Annotated in this window: 19 protein-coding genes; 14 read left to right on the top strand and 5 right to left on the bottom strand. The window is 41.7% G+C overall.

What is annotated here, in order from left to right; all coding sequences use genetic code 11:
- Nucleotides 1-61: 61 nt before the first annotated feature.
- Entirely contained in the window at nucleotides 62-1735 is a 1674-nt protein-coding gene (locus OXB_RS04585) for an ABC1 kinase family protein (RefSeq protein WP_041072268.1), read from the bottom strand.
- Nucleotides 1736-2140: 405 nt separating this feature from the next.
- Nucleotides 2141-3436, bottom strand: coding sequence for a uracil/xanthine transporter (locus OXB_RS04580; RefSeq protein ID WP_041072266.1), 1296 nt, complete (start codon nucleotides 3434-3436; stop codon nucleotides 2141-2143).
- A gap of 166 nt (nucleotides 3437-3602) precedes the next feature.
- Between OXB_RS04580 and OXB_RS04575 the strand changes: the two genes are divergently transcribed.
- Entirely contained in the window at nucleotides 3603-4214 is a 612-nt protein-coding gene (locus OXB_RS04575) for a class I SAM-dependent methyltransferase (protein ID WP_041072264.1), read from the top strand.
- A gap of 67 nt (nucleotides 4215-4281) precedes the next feature.
- Here the strand turns inward: OXB_RS04575 and OXB_RS04570 are convergent, their stop codons facing one another.
- On the bottom strand, nucleotides 4282-5001 hold the full coding sequence (locus tag OXB_RS04570; RefSeq protein WP_052483871.1) for a FadR/GntR family transcriptional regulator: 720 nt from the start codon (nucleotides 4999-5001) through the stop codon (nucleotides 4282-4284).
- 451 nt (nucleotides 5002-5452) lie between these two features.
- Here OXB_RS04570 and OXB_RS04565 point away from each other — a divergent pair, with 451 nt between their 5' ends.
- The 9 genes from OXB_RS04565 (at nucleotide 5453) to OXB_RS04525 (ending at nucleotide 15720) form a co-directional block, all read left to right on the top strand.
- The gene (locus tag OXB_RS04565) at nucleotides 5453-6865 is read left to right on the top strand and encodes an FAD-binding oxidoreductase (RefSeq protein ID WP_041072262.1); all 1413 of its coding nucleotides are present in this window, start codon (nucleotides 5453-5455) and stop codon (nucleotides 6863-6865) included.
- Nucleotides 6858-8192, top strand: a complete 1335-nt coding sequence (locus tag OXB_RS04560) for a (Fe-S)-binding protein (protein WP_052483870.1) — start codon at nucleotides 6858-6860, stop codon at nucleotides 8190-8192. The genes OXB_RS04565 and OXB_RS04560 overlap by 8 nt, the downstream gene beginning before the upstream one ends.
- A gap of 276 nt (nucleotides 8193-8468) precedes the next feature.
- Nucleotides 8469-9641: an iron-containing alcohol dehydrogenase gene (locus OXB_RS04555; protein ID WP_041072260.1), complete on the top strand. Its 1173-nt coding sequence runs from the start codon at nucleotides 8469-8471 to the stop codon at nucleotides 9639-9641.
- Nucleotides 9638-10669: a TRAP transporter substrate-binding protein gene (locus OXB_RS04550; RefSeq protein WP_041072258.1), complete on the top strand. Its 1032-nt coding sequence runs from the start codon at nucleotides 9638-9640 to the stop codon at nucleotides 10667-10669. The genes OXB_RS04555 and OXB_RS04550 overlap by 4 nt, the downstream gene beginning before the upstream one ends.
- A gap of 59 nt (nucleotides 10670-10728) precedes the next feature.
- A complete protein-coding gene (locus OXB_RS04545; protein WP_052483869.1) occupies nucleotides 10729-11235 on the top strand; it encodes a TRAP transporter small permease in 507 nt (168 codons plus the stop codon).
- Between the two features lie 9 nt (nucleotides 11236-11244).
- Entirely contained in the window at nucleotides 11245-12510 is a 1266-nt protein-coding gene (locus OXB_RS04540; protein WP_041072256.1) for a TRAP transporter large permease, read from the top strand.
- 6 nt (nucleotides 12511-12516) lie between these two features.
- Complete coding sequence (locus OXB_RS04535) at nucleotides 12517-13275, top strand: IclR family transcriptional regulator (protein WP_041072254.1); 759 nt, start codon at nucleotides 12517-12519, stop codon at nucleotides 13273-13275.
- A 13-nt stretch (nucleotides 13276-13288) separates the two neighbouring features.
- Nucleotides 13289-14737 (top strand): alpha-ketoglutaric semialdehyde dehydrogenase GucD, encoded by a 1449-nt coding sequence (gene gucD / locus OXB_RS04530; protein ID WP_041072252.1) that lies wholly within the window; start codon nucleotides 13289-13291, stop codon nucleotides 14735-14737.
- 50 nt (nucleotides 14738-14787) lie between these two features.
- Nucleotides 14788-15720: a U32 family peptidase gene (locus tag OXB_RS04525; protein ID WP_041072250.1), complete on the top strand. Its 933-nt coding sequence runs from the start codon at nucleotides 14788-14790 to the stop codon at nucleotides 15718-15720.
- A gap of 187 nt (nucleotides 15721-15907) precedes the next feature.
- Here the strand turns inward: OXB_RS04525 and OXB_RS04520 are convergent, their stop codons facing one another.
- Nucleotides 15908-18355 (bottom strand): EAL domain-containing protein, encoded by a 2448-nt coding sequence (locus OXB_RS04520; RefSeq protein WP_144399649.1) that lies wholly within the window; start codon nucleotides 18353-18355, stop codon nucleotides 15908-15910.
- A 195-nt stretch (nucleotides 18356-18550) separates the two neighbouring features.
- Here OXB_RS04520 and OXB_RS04515 point away from each other — a divergent pair, with 195 nt between their 5' ends.
- Nucleotides 18551-18754, top strand: coding sequence for a hypothetical protein (locus OXB_RS04515; protein WP_041072248.1), 204 nt, complete (start codon nucleotides 18551-18553; stop codon nucleotides 18752-18754).
- A 90-nt stretch (nucleotides 18755-18844) separates the two neighbouring features.
- Here OXB_RS04515 and OXB_RS04510 read toward each other — a convergent pair whose 3' ends face one another.
- Complete coding sequence (locus tag OXB_RS04510; protein ID WP_084212542.1) at nucleotides 18845-19162, bottom strand: winged helix-turn-helix transcriptional regulator; 318 nt, start codon at nucleotides 19160-19162, stop codon at nucleotides 18845-18847.
- A gap of 166 nt (nucleotides 19163-19328) precedes the next feature.
- Here OXB_RS04510 and OXB_RS04505 point away from each other — a divergent pair, with 166 nt between their 5' ends.
- The 3 genes from OXB_RS04505 to OXB_RS04495 all read left to right on the top strand — a co-directional run bounded on the left by OXB_RS04505 (nucleotide 19329) and on the right by OXB_RS04495 (nucleotide 22264).
- Nucleotides 19329-20183, top strand: coding sequence for a VOC family protein (locus OXB_RS04505; RefSeq protein WP_041072244.1), 855 nt, complete (start codon nucleotides 19329-19331; stop codon nucleotides 20181-20183).
- A gap of 29 nt (nucleotides 20184-20212) precedes the next feature.
- Nucleotides 20213-20809, top strand: a complete 597-nt coding sequence (locus OXB_RS04500; protein WP_041072241.1) for an NADPH-dependent FMN reductase — start codon at nucleotides 20213-20215, stop codon at nucleotides 20807-20809.
- A gap of 270 nt (nucleotides 20810-21079) precedes the next feature.
- Nucleotides 21080-22264 (top strand): MFS transporter, encoded by a 1185-nt coding sequence (locus OXB_RS04495; protein WP_041072239.1) that lies wholly within the window; start codon nucleotides 21080-21082, stop codon nucleotides 22262-22264.
- The last annotated feature ends 310 nt before the right edge of the window (nucleotides 22265-22574 follow it).

Raw genomic sequence — 22574 nt, 5'->3', positions numbered from 1 at the left:
TCGGGAAAAGGGGCTGTCCGGGGTGGACAGTCCCTTTTTGAACTGTGAAATCCGTGACCCTCTACATCCGGCCCGAACGGAATATCGATACGATCATATAGAAGAACATCAGGGCTGCGATGACGGACCCCGCTTCGATGATAGGCATCCGCCAAATCACATTCTTTTGTCCGGCAATTGCCGAACCTATTATCAGCCCTGTCATGAGAATGCTGAAAGCGAGCAGAATGATACTGAACGATAGTCGGTTGCTAATTTGATCGAAGCGACGCAAGATGATTTTCACTTGTTGGACGTTGATATTTAATTGCAGTTTACCGCGCTGGATTGTCTGCGTCGCTTTCTTCACATCTTTCGGGAGGTGAAGCAAGACATCCGCATTTTCTATGAGTTGGTGCCATGATTTTCTGGCTAGTCGCAAAGGGCTATATCGCTCCAAAAGCAATTTTTCCCCATATGGCTCAATCGCCTTCATCATATTGAAGTCCGGATCCAGAGTGGCTAAAATATTTTCCAAGGATAGGATCGCTTTTCCGAGAAGGGTGATTTCAGACGGGATGCGGATCTGATGGCGACGGGCAACAGAGAATAATTCCACTAGCACCTCGCCCAAATTCAATTGTTCAAAAGATCTCTCATAGTAATTCCATTGGAGGTCGTCCAAGTCGCGCTCCAGCTCTTTCAAGTCCGTCTCATCGGATAGCAGTTCCATATCCGAAAAGGTCTTGATCATCCCTTTCGAATCCCCTTTTTGCAGGTGGATGATCAACGAGGCGAGATGGTATTTCATTTCCTCTCCTAACCGACCGACCATTCCGAAGTCAATATATGAAATGACATTGTTGGGCAAGACATACACATTTCCCGCATGCGGATCTCCATGATAGAACCCATGGACGAGCACTTGATGGAACATCGAATCGACAAGTCGTTCGGCAATTACTTTACGATCATACCCTTCCTCCTCCAGTCGTTCCACTTGCGTCACTTTGATGCCCTCGATCCGTTCCATGGCGAGCACTTTCGGTGAAGTCGCTTCCCAATACGTCTTCGGAATATAAATATGGGGTTCGTCGATGAACTGCTGGGCAATTCGCTCACCGTTCCGGCCTTCCGTGGTGTAATCCAATTCCTTTCGCAAGGAAAGGGCCACTTCGCGGATCATTTGGCGAATTCGATAGGGCTGGGCCCATTCTGTATTTTCCTCCAAAAACCCGGCCAATTCATCCAGAATCGCCAAATCAGTCTCAATGGTCGGTTGAATATTGGGGCGTTGCACCTTGACGGCAAGCGGCTCGCCCGTCGGCAAGGAAGCGAGGTGCACTTGCCCAATCGAGGCAGTCGCCAGAGGCACTTCGTTGAAATCGTCAAAAAGGAGTTCCAAAGGATTTCCCAACTCAGCTTCTATGATTCTTCGGACCTCGGAGAACGGGAAAGGTTCCACATGATCTTGCAACTTCTCCAGCTCCTGCGTAATTTCAACAGATATCAGGTCGCGCCGAGTGCTCGCAATCTGCCCGAGCTTGATGAAAGTCGGCCCCAACTCCTGTAAAGCTAATCGAAGCTTGATCCCGATATTTTGCATATTCATATCCAATTCATCATCAGCCTGCCCTGCCCGGGTATCCCGCTCCGTAAGTCCGATCCGAAACAGGAAATGACTGAAACCGTTCCGTAAAAACGCATTGATGATCTCCTGATAGCGTTTCGTATGTTTGAGTTTATCCCGTAACATTGAAAATCCCTCCAAATCGGAATGCCAGTATACGCAATAGTTCATTCGCGCCCCTACCACGGTTTCGGCGCTTATACCTGGTCCGCCTGCGCTCATAACGAGGGATCGGCGCTTATACCTGGTCCGTCCGCGCTCATAACGAGGGATCGGCGCTTATACCTGGTCCGCCTGCGCTCATAACGAGAGATCGGCGCTTATAACTATTACCACCGCGCTCATAACGCAAGGCTCACGCTTATAACCGGCCATCCCGTGCTCATAAGACCGTATTCCGTGCTCATAACCCGCAGTATCCATCCTCGTGATAGAGGTCGCTTACTGTACAATACCCAATTGAAGGAAAGAGAATCGTTGCGGCTCCAAATAAAAAGAGCCGCAATAGGACTGAGGCCCCCGGTATATAACCTAATGATTCATTTGCACCCCGATCCAATAGATCATTTCCATCAGCAAGGCGGCCAATATGCCCATCAATAATCCGTTCGATACGAGAGGTTGAATCAGTTCGGGCATCGTGGAGAAGACGCTGGCGGGCAGCGTCATGATGGAGAGCCCCATCAATGCCGGCAAGGCCACGCGATAAACGGTTTTCGGTTCGAATGTCAGCCCCTCGATATTGCGGAGGGCGGAGCGGAACAATTGCAAGTAGGCGACAAATAGCACCGTGTTCCCGACGCTATGCGGGATGGTTGAGAAGAATGCGCTTAAAGGCGACACCAGCCCGAGAATGATGAATAATCCGGAGCCGACGACGAACGGAGCCCGTTCCTTGATCCCGGTGGACTGCAAGAATCCCAATGACGACGCATACGGCGCGTACGGCACGAGGCCGAGCATCCCCGAGACAGACGTCAATAACCCGGTGATGAAAAAGGAGCGCTTGTATTGTGATGGCGTCGTCTCCTTCTCAAAGATATCCTCCGCCCCTTTTAGCGTGGCTACGGTGTTTGTCGTATTCAGCAGGCCCGTGATGACTACGGTAAGTACAATCCCCCATTCCAGTGACGGGGGCCCCCACGGAAACCAATTGAGGAAAGGGGTCGTTCGAATCGTCTCCGCAGCTTCCCCCGGAAATAACAGGATGGTCCCGATCCAACCGACCGTCATTCCGATCAGCAAATTCAAACTGCTGACGATCCCTTTCCCCCTCACATGAATGAAAATTGTCAACGCGGCCAGTAGAAATGAAAAGCCGGCCATCTTCAAATCGATGGCATCGCCCGTATTCAGGCCGACCATCCCTTTTAGAAAAATGGTGATGAGTTGATTGGCCAATAAAAGCAGGAAGACGAACATGACAATCGGGGTGAACCACTTTTTCAAGACTTCCCCCATGCCGAGTAAGCCCAACACCATGACGAGCACGCCGGAAATGAGGATACCGACGGCAATACTTCCCCCGACGGTCATTAAATCGAGGTTTAACGTGCTTGCCGTAGCAGCCAAACTGAGAATGACCCCCCACCACAGTCCGGATTGGCCTTCCATCAGCGCCAAGCGATGCCCCGCAAACCCTTGGAGCAGGCACGCAATCCCCGTGACAATGAAAGAACGTTGGATGGCGGAAACAATCTCGACTTGTTCCAATCCGAAAGCGCCACCGACCGAAATCGGGATGACGACGGTATTGGCAAACATGAAGAACAACCATTGAAACCCGGCTAGCCCGGTAACTGACCATTTTAATTGATTTGACTCCATCCAATCGATCCTTTCTGAAGCAACCAACCGTATTCCTATAGAAAAATGTCGAAAAAAACTCGCTGAACTGTCGGACTATTATAACATAAGAAACAAAAGGGTTGAATGAAGTTAGATAGAATAGAACTACTACTGGAAATTTAGCTAGGAGAGGCGGGTCGCTACGATGGATGATAAAGAGTACGATCGAATGTTGGGGATCCAAACATCAGGGATGGGGGAATGGCTGACACAGTCATCTCATTATAACCGGTACGAAGCGACTCCTTATCAGGCGCTGGAGGCATTGTTCGAGGAATATGAGTTAAGCCGGGAAGATGAGGTTGTCGATTTTGGAAGTGGCAAGGGGCGTCTCGCTTTTTATATCGCGAACCGGTTTCGGGCAGCCGTTGTCGGCGTTGAAATGAACGGGCAGCTTTATCAGGAGGCGCTGGAAAATAAGGCCAAGTTCGAAGCGAAAGGGAGCCGTCGCGATCCTGCACTGGCCCAGTTTGAATGTTGCCGGGCTGAAGAATATGCGATTCAGCCGGGACAAAATCGGTTTTATTTCTTCAATCCTTTTTCCGCGCCGGTTTTCATGACAGTGGTAGGCCGTATTTTGCTAGCGACACATAACCGCGAAGCTGACATTATTCTTTATTATCCGACGGAGGAGTATATTGAGTTTTTGGAAATGCGGACGGCCTTCCGATTGGCCAAGGAAGTTCCGGTCCCTGGCTTATTTGAGAAAGATGAAAACGAGCGGTTCCTAGTTTATCGCAAAGAAAAAACAGAATAACGCAACCGGGGTTGCGCCGCCGGTTGCGTTGTGATTAGCTGGAGACTTTCAATTAGCAAATAACTTATTAGTCAACAATAATTTCATTGAATTCATCTCGCCTAGCTTTAAGCTTTTCTAGGCTATTTGAAAGATGTTTAAGCATTGCAGCTTCTGCTTCCTCGGCGTTTCTAAGAGAGATAGCTTTTAAAATTGCTTGATGTTCTTCGTAAACTTGTTTCTTCTTACCTTTTATTTTAATATTTATAGTTAGAGAAACTTTAAGTGCTCTATTGTAAATATCTGATAAGTTTTCTAAAGTCCGAATTAGAACTTCATTTTTTGTGGAGTACACAATTGCTTGATGGAAGAGGAAATCTGTTTCGTCATGAACTTTATTTGGTTGGTCTATCTCTTTAAAGAAAATTTCTTGTGCATGGTACATTTTTTTTAGATCATTCTCATCGTGTCGTTGTGCTGCTAATCCAGCAGCCTTTGTTTCAAGGATAATCCTCGTTTCCAGCAAGTCCATTATTTGTTGGTATGAGATTATATCAATTAATGGCTGATCTATTAGCTTATCAAAAGGCTTTGGTCGAACCCAATTTCCACCGCCGTGCACAGATTCTATAATACCGTGAGAAGACAGGGCACTCAAAGCTTCACGGATAGGGACGCGACTTACGTTAAACATTTTTGCCAGTTCATTTTCTGAAGGAAGTTTTGAGTCTATTGGAAACTCACCAGAGCTTATTTTATTTGTTATTTGTTCAATAATTTGATCTGATATACGTTTCCTGACAATCATAATGGATTCTCCTTTATTATAACCTTTCATTTTTTATTATATCACAATGTTAATGCTGTATTAAAAAGTCCATTTTCCCGGGATTAAATTAATTATTAAATCGAGGCATGTAAGGGATAATTTTTGTTCTGTGTCTTTTAGTATTTTAAAATTGATTACAACCCCCTATCTCACCTCTCTTGGTGCTTTTTTGTAAGGTCTTTTAAACTCTGTTTTAATCCTTTTCAATGTCGCTAGATATATAGTTTTTTTAATTTATGAGAGTCCTCTCCTTAAGTGTGTAGTCGCAAACTGCACTATACAAGGTGAGGCTTTTTTGTATGGATAGAAAGCCTAAATGAAGGAGGTCATATTGTAATACAAGTATACTAAAGTTTGAGTTATTAATCTTTTCATTGAAATAAAATAGATTTATAGTAGACTTGTAATACAACTTTCTGGAGGTTTTCTTATGTTGAATGACCAAATAGTTAATGAGATTGAAAGTATCGTAGGGAAAGAAAGACTTTTTAATAAAAAGAGGGACTTAGTTTCATTCAGTTACGACGCTTCATTTGGTGAGTATATGCCCGATTTAGTGTTGCAACCTCAATCAAAAGAGGAGATTAGGAAAGTTATTCTGCTCGCTAACCAATACAAAATTCCCGTTTATCCTCGAGGGGCAGCCACTTCCCTGAGTGGAGGTCCTCTTCCGACTTTAGGAGGGATTGTCTTGGATATGTCACAGTATCCAAAATCATTGACGATAGATAAAGAAAATATGATTGCTATTGTGACACCGAGTGTGATTACATCAACGATTCATGAGAAAGCGGAAAGTGTGGGATTATTTTATCCACCAGACCCTAGTAGCTCAAATGTTTCAACTATCGGCGGAAATATTCTTGAAAACTCGAGCGGGCCTAAAGGTTTGAAATATGGAACAACTAAAGAGTACGTCATTGGGCTAGAGTTGGTTACTCCTACAGGAGAGATTGTTCGAACAGGAGGAAAAACCGTGAAAAATGTAACCGGTTTTGACTTAACGAGGCTCATAGTAGGGTCAGAGGGGTTGCTGGGGGTAGTAACGGAAATCACATTGCGGTTAATTCCAAAACCTTTGTATAAAAGAACCTTGCTTGCATCCTTTGAAAGTGTAGTGGATTCTGGGAAAGCTATAACCGACATCCTCTCTGCCGGCGTATTGCCTGCTGCTATGGAACTTATGGATAAATATTGTATTGAAGCGGTAGAACATTATCGACCCTCGGGATTACCTATTGACGCAGAAGCGATTGTCATCATTGAATTGGACGGTCATGAGACAGCCGTGAATGAAGAAATCATTCAATGTACAACTATATGCAAAAAATTTACTGGGGCTAAAGTAAAGGTAGCGAATTCTGAAGAAGAGAGATTGAACATTTGGAAAGCTAGAAAAATGGTATCACCGGCAATTACACAGTTAGGTCCAACAAAGATTTCAGAGGATGCAACTGTACCAAGGAGCAAGATTCCAGAAATGATACAAAAACTACATCTCATACGAGAGAAATATAATTTAAATTTGGTTGTTTTTGGCCATGCCGGCGACGGAAATCTTCATCCTAATATTATTACGGATAAAAGAGATATTGAGGAAATGAAAAAAGTCGAGTTGGCAATTGGGGAAATTTTTCAAAGTGCTATTGATCTAGGTGGAACCTTATCGGGTGAACATGGCATTGGTATTTTGAAAGCCCCGTATATGAGAACTGAATTAGGCTTTACTTTGGATTTAATGGAGAAAATAAAAAAAGCATGGGACCCCAATAATATACTCAATCCGGGTAAGATGTTCCCTTTAAATAATCAGACGAAGGTAGTGTTGATACAAAATGACTAATACAACAAAAAGAGTAGAGGCTACTAACGATAAAATATACGCCGAAGTTAACCAATGTATTCAATGCGGCTACTGTCTGCCATCTTGCCCTACTTATACATCTATGGAAATAGAGACAGCATCTCCAAGGGGAAGAATTAACCTAGTTAAAATGGCGGTCGAAGGAAAAATTGACGTATTGGAAGATTTAAAAGAGCCTATGGATCTGTGTCTAGGTTGTCGTGCATGTGAGGTAGCTTGTCCTGTAAATGTTCCTTATGGATCCATTCTAGAATGGGCGAAAGAAAGGGTGCATGATTTAGAAGTACAGCAGAAACAAAATAATCAGTTAAAGGATTTTACGTTAAATCAACTATTTACGAAAAGAAAAGCAATGAAATTCTCAGGGGATTTATATTATTTATATCAAAAAAGCGGAATCCAAAAGGTCGTGCGTTCTACAAAAGTATCCAAAAAGCTTTTTAAAAATATAGGTGAGTTTGAAGAAGCTTTACCAAAAGTTCTATCCAAAAAGTATCGAATTGAAAGAGGAAAGCTTTATAAAGCAAGGACAGAAGAACCTATTAAAACAGTTTCTTTATTTCTTGGATGCATAAATGATGCCCTTTTTTATCATATCAATTACTACACACTTGAACTATTACGGATTTCCGGATGTGATGTTTACATACCGAAAGAACAAACATGTTGTGGTGCTCTACATTCCCATCAAGGACAAATAAAAGAGGCTCGTCAATTAGCGAAAGAAAACTTACTCGCATTTGAGAAATATGAGGTAGATGAAATTGTCACGAATGCAGGAGGTTGTGGTGCTCTTTTAGAGGAGTATGGCCACCTATTCAAAGATGAAGGTGATGAATACTGGGCAGCAAAGGCAAAGGAATTTACAAAAAAAATTAAAGATATAGCGGAGATATTAATAACGTTAGATTCCTTGCCAATTACAAAAACTTTAAATGAAACGATAACTTATCAGCCTTCTTGTCATTTATCAAACGTACAAAACGCTGGAGAATATCCAGAGAAATTAATTCGACAAATAGCAGGAGTCCGGTATATAGAGTTACCAAATAAAAACTCATGCTGCGGATCAGGGGGTGTTTATAATATTCAACATTACGATGAATCTATGAAAATTTTAAGCGGGAAAATGGATGAAGTAAATGAACTGCAACCGGATATCATTGTGACATGTAACCCTGGATGTTTAATTCAAATGACACATGGAGTGAATAAATTTGGTGGAAAGAAACCAGAAGTCCTTCATCTTGTTGAGTTGCTGGCAAGAGCTTGCGAAATAGATGAACAGGTATCGCATCATCGATGAGCGGATAGTGAAAAGAGAGACCTTGCCCACTCTCTCTTTTTATCTATAGATACAAGGACAAGAATTCAAGAAGCTTTTGGTATAAAAGAAGATGTCAACTGCCAGTCGATCCCCGGAGCCCTGAAAATTAAAGTCAAACATAAACAACTTCGGAGAAGAATCTGTTTTTTTGGAAAAGAGTTGATTTGTATTATTTAGAATGATATATTCTATTTGAGTTCAGTATAAGGTAACTGAGTTCATCATTATGAACTCTAAGTGAGGGGGAGTCTAAGAATGTATAGTTATTTTATGCCCACCAGGGTTATATTCGGAAACGACGCAATTTTTGAGTTAGAAGGAATTTTGGAAAGTTACATTAATAAAAAAATGTTAATAGTAACAGACCCAGGGATTATCTCTGCAGGATTATTAGATACTTTATTAAAAATAGTATCAGCTTCAAATATTGAGTATAAAATTTTTTCCGAGGTTGAACCGAACCCTAAATCAAGAACAATTGAAGAGGGTTTAAAGTTTGCTAAAGAATTTGGAACAGATTTTGTAATTGGCTTTGGTGGAGGAAGTAGCATCGACACTGCAAAGGCTATAGCTGTAATGCTAACTAATGCGGGGAGTATCCTTCAATATGAAGGTGTGGGTAATGTGCCAAATGATCCAGTCGATTTAATTGCAATCCCAACCACTGCGGGAACAGGGAGTGAAGTGACAGCTTCCACAATTATTACAGATGAAGCGACATCGTTTAAAGTAGCAATCATCAGTGAAAAGATTTTCCCGAAAACTGCAATAGTTGATCCAAAATTAACAATGGGATGTCCAAAACCTATAACGAGTTCGACGGCTATTGATGCACTTACACATGCAATAGAATCGTATTTGTCTAAACAAGAAAATGGCGTTGTTGCAGATATGGCTTTAAAAGCAATTGCTTTAATTAATGAAAATATCGAAAACGTTTACAATGACGGTTCTGATCTCGAAGGTAGGAAGAATTTACTTGAGGCAGCTGCTTTAGCGGGAATTTGTTTTTCCCAGACAAGATTAGGTAACGTCCATGCAATTTCTCAAGCTTTCGGCGGTGTGTTTAATGTTCCGCATGGCTTTGCGAATGCAGTGTTATTACCGTATGTACTAGAATTTAACCTTCCAGCTGCTGTAGGGAAATATTGCGACATCGCGCGGGCATTAGACGTGTATGATTCGGATAGTACAGAAATGGAAAACGCTAAAAAGATAATTGATAGAATTAAAGAGCTAAATAGGAATTTAGGCATTCCCAAAACAACAAAAGAGTTGGGAATCAACTTAGATTCTATTGAAACATTAATTGAGGATTCGATGAGAAGCGGAAATATCAAGGTGAATCCTAGAGAAACAACAGCTGATGATGTGAAAACAATTATTGAAGCTTCATTTTACGGACAAAAGTTGGAGGAGATTGTATGAAAAGGTTAAATATTTTTTTATTGTTGGTTGTGGCTGTAATTTTAGCAGCGTGTGGATCTGATAAGGAAGCGGAAGGTTCAGGTTCGAACTCAGGTTCAGATAAAGTATACAAACTAAAAGTAGCACATTCATCCGCCGCAACGAATGATCGGTTAGAAAACTCTTTGCAAGAATTTAAAAAATCAATTGAAGAAAGTTCTGATGGGCGGATTTCTATTGAGACATATCCAAACAGTCAGTTGGGCGGAGAACGTGAAGCTTTGGAAGGTGTACAAAACGGTTCCATTGAGATGGCAGTTATTTCAACAGGTCCATTTGCCGGGTTTAGTAAAGCTATGATGGTTTTGGATTTACCTTATATATTTAAAGATAGCGAACAAGCATTTAGTATATTGGATGGAGAATTTGGTGACGAGTTATTTGAAAAGTTAAACGCGGAAACAGGTATGAGAGGTCTAGGCTGGGGAGAAAATGGTATTCGACACGTAGCGAATAACACGAAGGAAGTCCTTACTCCTCAAGATATGAAAGGATTAAAAATTCGTACACAAGAGAACCAAGCACATATGGACATGATTAAGGCGTTTGGAGGAAATGCGACACCAATCGCGTTTAATGAATTATATAGTAGTTTACAGCAGGGGGTTATTGATGGATATGAAAACCCATTCTCCCTAATTGTAGGTATGAAATTCTATGAAGTTACAAAATATATGACATTAACTAACCATGTATTTGGAGCCTATGCTTTTGTAATTAATGACGATGTTTATAACAGCATGCCAGAAGATTTGCAAGAGATTTTAGCTGAAGAAGTAGCGAAATGGGAGCAAGTTGAAAGAAAAATGAACCAAGATCAAGAAATTGAAGGTCGAAAAGTTATGGAAGAACATGGAGTCAAGATTACAGAACTTACCGACGAGCAATATGAAGAGTTCCAAAAATTAGCTCAACCTGTAACGGAAAGCTACAGAGAAGTCGTAGGGGAAGAAACTTATGATTCATTAATGGAAAAGTTAGGGGAGTAATTTAATAAAATTGAGCCTATTGGTAAAATTAATAGGCTCAATTTTAAGGGGGGATAAACATGCTAAAAAGGTTTGAAAAAATACTGACCTATATAGAAGAAAACGTTGCCTATTTAACACTTCTATTTATGCTGTTAATTGTTTTTCTAAACTTTTTATTACGATACCTATTTGGTTCTTCCATAACTTGGGGAGAAGAGTTAGCAAGATATTTAATGATTTGGTCTACCTTTATTGCCGCTAGCCTAGGAGTGAAAAAAGGTGCTCATATCACTTTGGATATACTAGTAGTATATTTACCTGAGAAAGCTAACAGAGTACTGAGAGGAATCAGTTATATATTGTCAATGGTCTATTGCATTTTACTTTTATATATCGGGATTCCCTTTATTAATAGCTTGATTACTAAAGGACAATTATCTCCGGCAATGCAAGTACCTATGTCTGGTGTATATGGAGCAATAGTGGTAGGGACAGCTTTAATGCTAATTCGATATATTATCTTGTTCATCTCTGATGTGATTAGAAATGAAAAAATTGAAAAGTCAGAAATCTTCGCGGACTAGGTGTAGCATATGATAACTATTTTAATTGTTTCATTACTAATTATATTACTATTAAATGTCCCTTTAGGCTTTGGCGTTGCACTGGCATCGATTATAGCCTTACTAAGTTCTGACTTGTCTCAATTCGTTGGTGTACAACGAATGATTACTGGGTTAGATTCATTTCCCCTTATGTCAATTCCTCTTTTCATGCTTGCTGGGAAAATCATGGAGAGGGGCGGAATTTCTAAAAGACTGGTTGATTTTGCGGGAAGTATAGTAGGCTCTGTTACAGGAGGATTTGCTATTATAGCAATTGTAGCAAGTATGTTCTTTGCGGCTATTTCAGGGTCTGCTCCAGCTACAGTAGTGGCAATAGGATCGATTATTGTGCCTGCCATGATTAAAGAAGGGTATGATAAGAAGTTCTCACTAGCTTTGATTGCTTCTGCAGGGACCATAGGAATTATTATTCCACCAAGTATTCCGTTTATTACGTACGGTATTTCCGCTAACGTCAGTGTAGGAGATTTATTTATAGCGGGTATTGTACCAGGTGTCTTTATGGGAGCCGCATTAATACTCTACGCCTACATTATTTCAAAAAAGCGAGGATATAGAGGGTTAGAAAAGGCTACATTTGCAAATTTCTTCTTACACTTTAAAAAGTCAATCTTAGGATTGTTGATGCCTGTCATTATTTTAGGAGGAATTTATTCTGGTGAGTTCACTCCAACAGAATCTGGTGCAGTCGCTTGTATGTATGGTTTAATTGTTGCCCTATTCGTTTATAAAACAATTAAGTTTAGTGATTTAAAGACGATTTTTGTTGAGGCAAGTGTATTGTCTTCCATGGTGTTAGTCATTATAGCTTCTGCTAATTTAATGAGCTGGATTATTACGGTAGAGCAAATACCAACGAAACTAGCAAGCTACTTAATGGAAGTAACGAATGGGCCAACGATGTTTTTATTACTTATAATGGTCATTTTCTTTATAGTGGGAATGTTTGTTGAAGTAAATGCGGCCATTATTTTAATTGTCCCCATTTTACTCCCCATTTTAATGCAGTATGAAATTAATTTGGTGTATTTTGGTATTTTGATGATTGTAAATTTAGCTATTGGTTTACTTACTCCTCCTTTAGGTGTGAACCTCTTTGTTGCTAAATCTCTTGATACTATTGAATTTGGGCAGTTAGTTAAAGCTGTTATCCCGTTTATAATGATAATGATAGGAGTACTGGCTATTTTAACAGTCTTCCCTCAAATATCATTGTTCTTGCTAGGAGGATAATAATAATTGGAAAACAGGTACCGTGTTCCAACCTTGGAAAGAGTCAACCGTATTCTACAGTTAATCATTAGTGAAAAAAGTGGTGTTCGGCAAATTGACTTTTCCAAGAAACTGGGTATTAGTAAAAGTACTACTTTTTCCCTTCTGAAAACCCTTGAAGGTTTAGGGTGGATTGTCAAAGACAAGGATGAAACCTATAATTTAGGTCCCGAATTAGGGATTATTGGAAGTCACTATTTTAAACATATTAATATAGTGAACCAATTTTATGAAATTGGACCAAAGTATGTAGAGTTAATTGATGAACACTTACAAATTGGAAAGCTTGAAAATGATAAGGTAATGTATTTAGGAAAAATAATGAGTAGTTCACCGATTGATTTAGTTACTTACCCGGGATCTTTATTTCCATCTCATAGCACTTCAGTTGGGAAGGTTCAATTAATTAACAAATCATTTAAGGAATTGGAAAGTATATTTAAAGACGGATTAATCAAAGTAACAGAGTATACGATTACAGACTTGGAAGAGTTATTTAATAATTTAAGTGAAGCTAAACAAGTTGGTTATATAGAAGAGCATCAGGAGTCGGCTATTGGTATTCATTGTATAGCAGCCCCTATTTATAATATGAATGGAGAAATTATAGCTGGAGTCAGTATAGCCATGACTCTTGATAAATGGGACAAAAAGAAAGATATAGCCAGAGAAGTAATCCTGAAATTTAGTAGGGAACTATCTTATCTTAACGGCTATCCATTATAAGGAGGTATTAGGAATGGTACAAACGTATGAAAACTTAATTAATGGTGAATGGACTAATAGTGTGAGTGGCAAGTTAATCGAAAGTATAAACCCCGCAACTCGCGAAGTGATGGGAAAAGTACAGGCTTCTACAGTTGAGGAATTACAAATGGCTGTACAAGCTGCCAATGAAGCTAAAAAAGGGTGGCATAAACTCGGTCAATTTCAACGGGGACAGTTATTATACAAGGTTGCAGAGCAGTTAGAAAAGAACTTGGACGATATTGCGCAAACACTGACAGAGGAAATGGGTAAAACATTACCAGAAGCTATCGGTGAAACTCAACGTGGAATTGCGATCTTAAAATATTATGCAGCAGAAGGAAGCCGAAAGGACGGGGATGTGATCCCAGCCTCAGATAATGGTGCAATTATGTTTACAAAACGCACTCCGCTTGGGACAGTAGGCGTAATCACACCTTGGAACTTCCCTGTAGCAATTCCTATATGGAAAATTGCTCCTGCTTTGGTGTATGGAAACACGGTTGTTTTTAAGCCAGCTTCGGAGGCGGCAGTAACAGCGGCCAAAGTTGTGAAGTGCTTCGCAGATGCAGGTATTCCAAACGGCGTCTTGAATTTTGTGACAGGAAGTGGGTCTGTTGTAGGGGATGCATTAATCCGCAGCGAAGGAATTAACGGCATTACCTTCACGGGGTCAAGCTCTGTCGGAAGAACTGTGGCAGAAGCTGCGACTAAAAATCAAGTGAAATTCCAATTAGAAATGGGCGGAAAAAACCCTGTTATCGTATTAAACGATGCGAACATCGATTCAGCTGTACAAGCTATACTAAGCGGAGCTTTTAAGTCAACTGGCCAAAAATGTACAGCAACGAGTCGAGTCATCGTTGAATCGGGGGCATATGAAGTATTAAAACAAGCATTGATTGAGGAGTCCGAAAAAATTACCATTGGTTCTGGCTTAGATGCTGCTACGTGGATGGGACCATGTGCAAGTGAAAGTCAATACAATACAGTATTGGATTATATTGAAATCGGCAAAAAAGAGGGAGCCAAGGTGTTATTTGGCGGTAATTCATTACAGTCTCCATCATTACCGGGCTATTATGTAGAGCCAACTATTTTCGATCAAGTAGATTCATCAATGCGCATTGCGCAAGAGGAAATTTTCGGGCCAGTAATCGCATTGATTAAGGTAGAATCAGTGGAGGAAGCGATTCAGCTTGCAAATGACGTGGAGTTCGGATTGAGTGCTTCCATTTTTACAACGAATATTGGGTCAGCTTTAACATTTATTGATGATATTGAAGCTGGATTAGTACGTGTAAATGCAGAAAGTGCAGGAGTAGAATTCCAAGCACCTTTCGGTGGCGTCAAATCATCCAGCACAGGTAGCCGCGAACAAGGTGAAGCAGCAAAAGAATTTTATACAATGACAAAAACAGTATTTATCAAGGCTGAATAAAGGATTATAGGTAGGTTTTAAATATGTGTTGATGAAAAGAGGGGAATTATATGAACGTATCGCAAAAGTTACTGGAAAAGCTGGGTTATCCAACAACTGATTATACACATCTACCCACTTCAACCAAACGTTTTCCTGATGGAGCACAATACCGTATTGAGCTGCCAAGCGTTGAGGGACCAGCCGCATTAAAAGAAACCTTGAAAGCATTAGATGAATATGGAATCTCAGTACATCGCGTATCTCAAGGAAGTGGCATTATGCTCCTGACAGATGAAGAAATTAAGGAAATGTGCAAATTAACAGCGGAACGTGGTATGGAACTCAGCTTATTCGTAGGACCCCGAGGGACATGGGATATTAGTGCAGGGCCATTAACAGCAGCAGGGAAATCACAAGCTTTGCGTCATGAGGGAGCTGACCAACTAGCTTATGCCATGGAAGACTTAATCCGGGGTGCAGAGCTTGGATTAAAAGGTGCATTAGTTGCGGACGAGGGTTTACTTTTGATGACGAAAAAAATGAAGGAAGAGGGTCTTCTTCCACAAGGCTTTGTGACGAAAGTGTCTGTACAGATGGGTGCTTGTAATCCTGTATCCGTGAAAATTATGGAAGACTTGGGGGCAGACACGTATAATGTCCCTTCATCGTTAACGTTGGCAAAGTTGGCCGCAATTCGCCAGGCGATTGACATTCCAATTGATCTGTATATTGAGGTACCTGATAATTTTGGTGGCTTCTTACGTTACTATGAAATTCCAGAGATTATCCGTGTGTTGTCGCCAGTATATATTAAATTTGGTTTACGTAATCACCCGGACGTTTATCCGTCAGGAAAGCAATGGGAAGCGACAAACTTATCATTAGTTCGTGAGCGTGTCCGTCGTGCTGCGATAGGTATTGATATGATTAAACGCTATTGTCCTGAGGCAAAAACATCTGAGTCTGGCGCTGAAGGTTTAGCTGTACCAGATATAAAGTGAAATCAAAATCTATTTTTAATACTTTTCACAAAAAGATTCATGGTTTTGTTTAAAAATGCACCCCTTAGAGTAGACAGTGAACTCTATGGGGTGTTTCTTTGTATTAAGAAAGAACAATTCAAATCGGCGAAACAAAACAGTGAATAAAAACTTTTCGTTTAGAAAGAGAAGGGCGGTTGCGTTGTGATCAGCTGGACACTTTCGAATTGGACTGTGCCTCGATTAGGAGCTCTTCCGCTTCTTTGACTGGAAGCGGTTTGGAGAACAGGAAGCCTTGTACTTCATCACATTGTAAATTGCTAAGGAAAAGAGCCTGCTCCTCGGTCTCCACGCCTTCGGCAATGACGTTGAGGTTCAAGTTTTTTGCTAAGTCGATGATGGACTTGACAATGACCCGGTTTTTAGGCGACATCTCCCGTACAAAGGATTGGTCGATTTTCAAATGGCTGATCGGAAAGGATCCCAAATAGCTGAGGGATGAATAACCCGTTCCGAAATCATCGATGCTGACGCTGACTCCGATTTCATTCAGCTGGGACAGGACGGATAAGCAATGGTCCACATCCATTGTCATGCTTTCCGTAATTTCGATATTCAACTTTTTAGGATGCAATCCCGTTTCATGGAGTATGTTTTGGACTTGCGACACGAAAGCCGGCTGCATGAACTGCCGTGCTGAGACGTTGACGCTGATGCGGACAGACGGAAGGCCTCTCTTTTCCCAGCTCTTCACTTGCATGCACGCGGTTCTCATAACCCAATTCCCGATAGGCAAAATCAGACCTGTCTCTTCCGCGATCGGGATGAAACGCCCTGGCGAGATAGGGCCGAGTGACGGATGATCCCACCTTGCGAGTGCTTCCAGTCCTTTCAGTTGTCCAGTTTTCGTATTGAATTGCGGTTGATAATGCAGGTGGAGCTGCCCTTTTTTTAACGCCTGGCGGAGCTCCATTTCGAGAAGCGTTTTTTCCAGCATGGCTTCCCGCAACTCTTTGGTGAAAAATTGATAGGTGCTTTTCCCGACCTCTTTCGATAGATACATGGCGGAATCCGCATTGCTCAACAAGGTGTCGTAATCAGCCCCGTCCTGGGGAAACATGCTGATGCCGATGCTTCCGGAGATGTAGACTGCAACCGAGTTGAACTGGAACGGCTCCGAAATCTCCTCAATGATCCGAGCGGCGACGGACTCCACTTGAGCCGCATTCGTAGAAGGGAACAAGATGACAAATTCGTCTCCATTCAATCGGGCGACCACGTCATTGTCGCGCACACAAGTCTTGAGACGCTCCCCCACGGACTGCAGCAATTGATCCCCGACGAAATGGCCCATCGAATCATTGACGTTCTTGAACCGATCCAAGTCGATGAACATGATGGCCAACTCTTCTTCGTTCAATTTCGCTTTTTGAATCGCCTCTTTGACGCATTCCTTCAAAAGCCTCCGATTCGGCAAGCCTGTCAGCGAATCGTAATAGGCCATGCGCTCAATTGTTCTCTCCGCTTGCTTCCGCTCGGTAATATCGCTTGCCGTTCCGACGACTTCCACGACATGTCCACCTTCAAAAATAGGGGATAAGTAAAAGAGGAAAGTGAAATCGCGAAAACTTAATTCGAAATCGGTCTCCGTACCTTGCATCCCGAGCAGCAAATGTTTGTATACATTGTCATTGTTCGTCTTCAGGTGTTTGATCTTTTTCAAATTTGAATTAAGATTTTCCGCAGTGAAGTTGAATTTTTCGGCAATTTTTCCTTCGATGAGTGTGAAGACTATTTCCCCATCCTCATCTAAAGTATATTTGAAGATGGCATTTTGTAAATTTTTTACGGTTTGTCGGAAATCATTTTTCAATGCTTCTTGTAACGACTCTTCGGCCTCTTTCCTAGCCGTGATGTCTGTCCGGATGGCGATATATTGATAAGGCTTTCCGCTTTTATCTAGGAAAGGCACGATGGTCGTATTGACCCAATAGGCGCTTCCATCCTTTGCCTGGTTTTTAATATCCCCTCTCCAAATCCGGCCGCTTCGGATTGTCTGCCACATTTCCTTGAAGTAGTCTTTCGGGTGGTGGCCTGAATTGACGACCCGATGTGTTTTTCCGATCAGCTCCTCGGATGAATACTTGGAGAGCTTAAGAAACTTGTCATTGACATATGTAATTTTACCTGCAGGGTCGGTCACGACGACAACAGAGGATTGGTTTAACGCATTTTCAATGTTCCGTAGATTTTCAACCGCTTCCTTGTACTTGAAATCGGCTAACTCTTTGCTTGTTATATCCGTATCGATCGATAAGAAATGAGTGGTTGTGCCATGCTCGTCCAAAATGGGAATGACAGTAGCGTTGACCCAAAAAGGAGAACCGTCTTTCGCAAAGTTTTTCAAATTCCGCTGCCAAACCTTCATTTCGGCAATTTCCTTTTCCACTTGTGGGATGGAACGCTCCGCCGTAAAGTTCGGGTGGACTATGCTGAAGCTTTGCCCGATGAGCTCGTTTTCCTCGTACTGCGACAGAAGACAGAAGTTCTTATTGACGTACGTGAATAATCCTTGGCGATCGGTGATCCATACACAAAACTTCTCATCCAATAAAAGAGAGATAGACGGGATATTTTTAATTGCATCTAATATCATGGCTGTTCTTCCTTTCTCCCACGTATTGAATGATGGTTCGGTGAGGACTGTTTTGCAAGCATAGTCGAAAATGTATATATTACGACTGATTATAGGTAGTATGTATTATAACATCTTCCATAATATATTTCTATAAAAATAATATTGATTCTGACAATTCAAGTGGAAAAAATGTAATTATTTTACATTGGAGTAGTGAAAAGATTTTTTATTCCACTAAATGTTTTAAAGCAGATGGTTCTACGTTTTTTCGTTGAGTGGGAAGTGGATACGGATGTACGGGAGGCAGCGTTCTATTTTCCAAATTGGAAAGAATTATGGGGAGCCATCATCTCCGCTATCGCCATCACTTTGCCATCTGTCATGACCGTGTTGGTGGTGGGGGTAGTAATGTATTGAAGAAAATGGGTCATGTAAGCTAGAAACAGGTGAAGGAAAACGTTTTGTTTTTCTCCACCTGTTTTATTTTAGCTTGCTTTTGCAAATAATTTACATAGCTCCATCTTCCAGCCAGTTCTGTGACCAATTTTCTATTTCCTTCATGAGAGGTTGCAATGCAGATCCTTTATCGGTCAATGAATATTCGATGCGGACCGGAGTTTCAGGGTATACTTCACGTTTGACGATGCCCTCGTTCTCCAAGTCTTTTAACCGCTCGGACAGTACTCTGCCACTGACGCCGATGGTGGATTCGATATTGCAAAAACGCTGCGGACCGGATAGCAGTTGATAAATAATCAGGCCGGTCCACCGTTTATTTAACAAGGACATGGCTTTTTCGAATCTGGGACAAATGGATTTATTCAATGTCATCAACTCCTTACTTCTATTATATCCACATTTTTAAGTAATTACATTGTATTTTGTTTATAGCTTACTTGACACGTAGTATTAACGGTAGTATAGTTACTTACATAAAGTAAGTATTGAAATGAGGACTTTTTAGTATCAAAACATATGAGGAGGAATTTTATTGAATTTTCATCAAGCCCCATCCACCTTCGTCGGGCAAGTGAATTTGAAAGTGGAAAGCCTGGAAAGGGCTTTGGCATTCTATCAAGAGATCATTGGATTTCAGATCATAAATCAAACCGATCGAACAGCGGACTTGTCCGCAGATGGAAAGACGGTCTTATTATCGTTGGAGCAGCCGGAAAATGTGATGCCTTCACAAGGAAGAACGACAGGGCTTTATCACTTTGCCTTGCTTTTGCCAAAGCGTACCGACCTGGCAAATATTGTGTTTCACTTCATTGATAAAGGGGTTCGCATCGGTTCCTCGGATCACCTCGTAAGCGAGGCGCTGTATTTGTCAGACCCGGATGGGAATGGGATTGAAATTTACACGGATCGGGACCCTTCTGTCTGGAGTTGGAAAAATGACGAGGTAGCCATGACGGTAGACCCGCTGGATTTTCAAGATCTGTTGTCCATCGGAAAACAAGGCGAATGGAATGGATTACCGCCAGGCACGGTAATGGGTCATATCCATTTGCATGTTTCTGAGTTGCAGAAAACAGAAGAGTTTTACAGCAAGGGGCTAGGCTTCGAAGTCGTTAACCGCTTTGGAGACCAGGCACTTTTCATTTCTACCGGCAAATACCATCACCATATCGGATTGAATACATGGAATGGTGTCGGGGCACCTGCACCGGCAGCGAATAGCGTTGGATTAAAATCATTTACGCTCATACTGCCGAATGAAGAAAAGAGGAAGCAGATTATCGAGCAACTGACACAAATTGGAGCAGCTGTTACAGAAGAAAATGGATCCATTTTTACAGTGGATCCTTCCGGAAATCGAATTGTCCTACAGATCAAGAGGTAAGCCAAATTATTGGATAGGTGGTAAGAACATTGGGTTTTTTTGATAAATTATTCGGGAAACAAGTAGAGGAGAATGAAAACATGGCTGAAAAACTAAACATTGGAATTATTTTAGGAAGCACACGTCAAGGCCGGGTAAGTCCGCAAGTTGGAGAGTGGGTAAAAGGAATTGCAGATCAACGTGACACTGCCAATTATGAAATTGTGGACATTGCTGATTTCAAATTACCGTTTTTAGGGGAAACCGATGGAACAGAGCCCGGAATTGCAGCTTGGAATGAAAAACTTGCTAAGTTGGACGGATTTGTTTTTATCGTGCAAGAATACAACCACAGCATCACAGGCGCATTGAAAAATGCTCTCGATTTTGCTCGGGAAGCTTGGAACGACAAAGCAGCCGGAATCGTTAGTTACGGTTCGACTGGTGGAGCACGTGCGGCAGAACATTTACGTGGGATCTGTGGGGAATTGAAAATTGCTGATGTCCGTACTCACCCAACACTATCCCTATTTACGGATTTTGAAAACGGAACAGAGTTTAAGCCCCAATCGCTACATTTGGATAATGTAAATGCCATGCTCGAAGAAGTGGAAGCGTGGAGCGGTGCGTTGAAAACTTTGAGATAATAAGGCCATCCGGACGAACTTAGTTTTACAGAGAGTCGAGCGATAGCGTGACAATTTCCGCGAAGCACGGGATAGACTAAAAATTGAAAAAAAGCGAGTTTATTAGTTAGCTTCCTAATAAACCCGCTTTTTCTTCATGTACTCACCTTTTGAAGGGGACAAGCTAAATAGTAAGAAGTACTTCTCCAAGTCTTGTATAATGATACGATTGAAACCGACGGCGATTTTTTTAATGGTTTCATACACTAGGAAAGGAAGAGGGGGGATTACGTGAATAGTGGAGCGTTATGGACAAAGGCCTTTATCTTTGTGTCATTATCGAACTTTTTCTTGTTTATCACGTATTATTCATTACTTATTACTCTACCGTCTGCGGCGATTAGCCACTTTGGGGCGTCGGGGACAGAGGCAGGGCTTTTTACAGCAGTTTTTTTAGGAGCAGCGATTATCATTCGCCCTTTTCTTGGCCTTTGGATTGAAAGGGTAGGAAAACGATACATATTTATCGCTTCGTTACTTGTATTTACCGCAGCTTCTTTTTCGTATGGGTTGTTTGATTCCATTTTCCCTTTACTAGTTATCCGCTTTGTGCACGGACTCGGTTTCGGAATCGCCACGGCGATCACGGGTGCCATCATTGCGGACATCGTGCCGGAGTCTAGAAAAGGGGAAGGCATGGGGTATTTTGTCATGTCCAGCAATCTCGCGATGGTGATCGGCCCATTTATCGGATTGACGGTTTTTGGAGAATTCTCAATATTTGTATTATTTTGGGTAGGAGCCGCCTCCTCGTTGCTAGCTTTAATTTTAGGGGTGGTGACAAAACTCTCTAAAGAAGCAGCGGTTCCAGCCGTTTTAGAGGCAAAGCCGAAAGTGTCTGTGTTTGAAAAAGCCGCGATGCCAATTGCATTGACAGGGGCATTTTTTGCTTTAGCCTATTCAACGATTCTGTCATTTATGGCGGTCTTTGCGATGGAACGGGGATTAGAGGATGAGGCGAGTTACTTTTTTGCCGTGTTTGCGGTCGTTCTCATTCTATCTCGCCCGTTTACCGGTCGCTGGTTTGATCAATACGGAGCAAATATTATCATTTTTCCTTCCATCCTATTGTTTGGATGTGGGATGTTGTCGCTCGGTTTATCCTATAGCGCGCTCCTATTTTTTGTCGCGGCAGGTTTGATCGGGCTTGGTTGGGGGACGCTCTTCCCGCTATTTCAGACATTAGCCATTCAAAGTGTAGAACCGTCGCGTCGACCGGTTGCCATGGCGACGTTTTTATCGATATTTGATATTGGGATCGGCGGCGGATCATTACTAGCCGGAACTTTGGCAGGTACAATGGAGTTGGGAACTCTCTATGTGTTTAGTGCGTTCTATATTTTCCTAGGCACTGCCGTTTATTATTGGGCGTATAAGAAAGGGCAAAGGGCTCGTTTGGTTGAAGGGGTCCAATAGAATAGTTGATTGTGAATACGGATGTAGGAAGAGGAGTGTAGAGCACGTACAGCCTTTAAATGTTTAGTTAAGTAATTATCAGCGCTCTCGTGTTCAATTGTTTCGTTCATCATTGTCAATGAAGTAAGAATAAAGGAATACCAGAAAAGCCGTCATGGGAAATTGGGTTGCCCGATTTTCCATGACTGCTTTTTCTTTGTTTATATTGATATTTCCGAATATTCATCACTTATGCGGATAAACGAAAATGATTTTCCTACATAGTGAGGATGCTTGTGATTTTGCATTAAATTATACTGAGGGTACTTAG

The organism is Bacillus sp. OxB-1 (assembly GCF_000829195.1).
Classification (GTDB): domain Bacteria; phylum Bacillota; class Bacilli; order Bacillales_A; family Planococcaceae; genus Sporosarcina.
The sequence above is the reverse complement of the archived record's forward strand: the minus strand, read 5'-3'. Positions and strand labels throughout refer to the sequence as shown.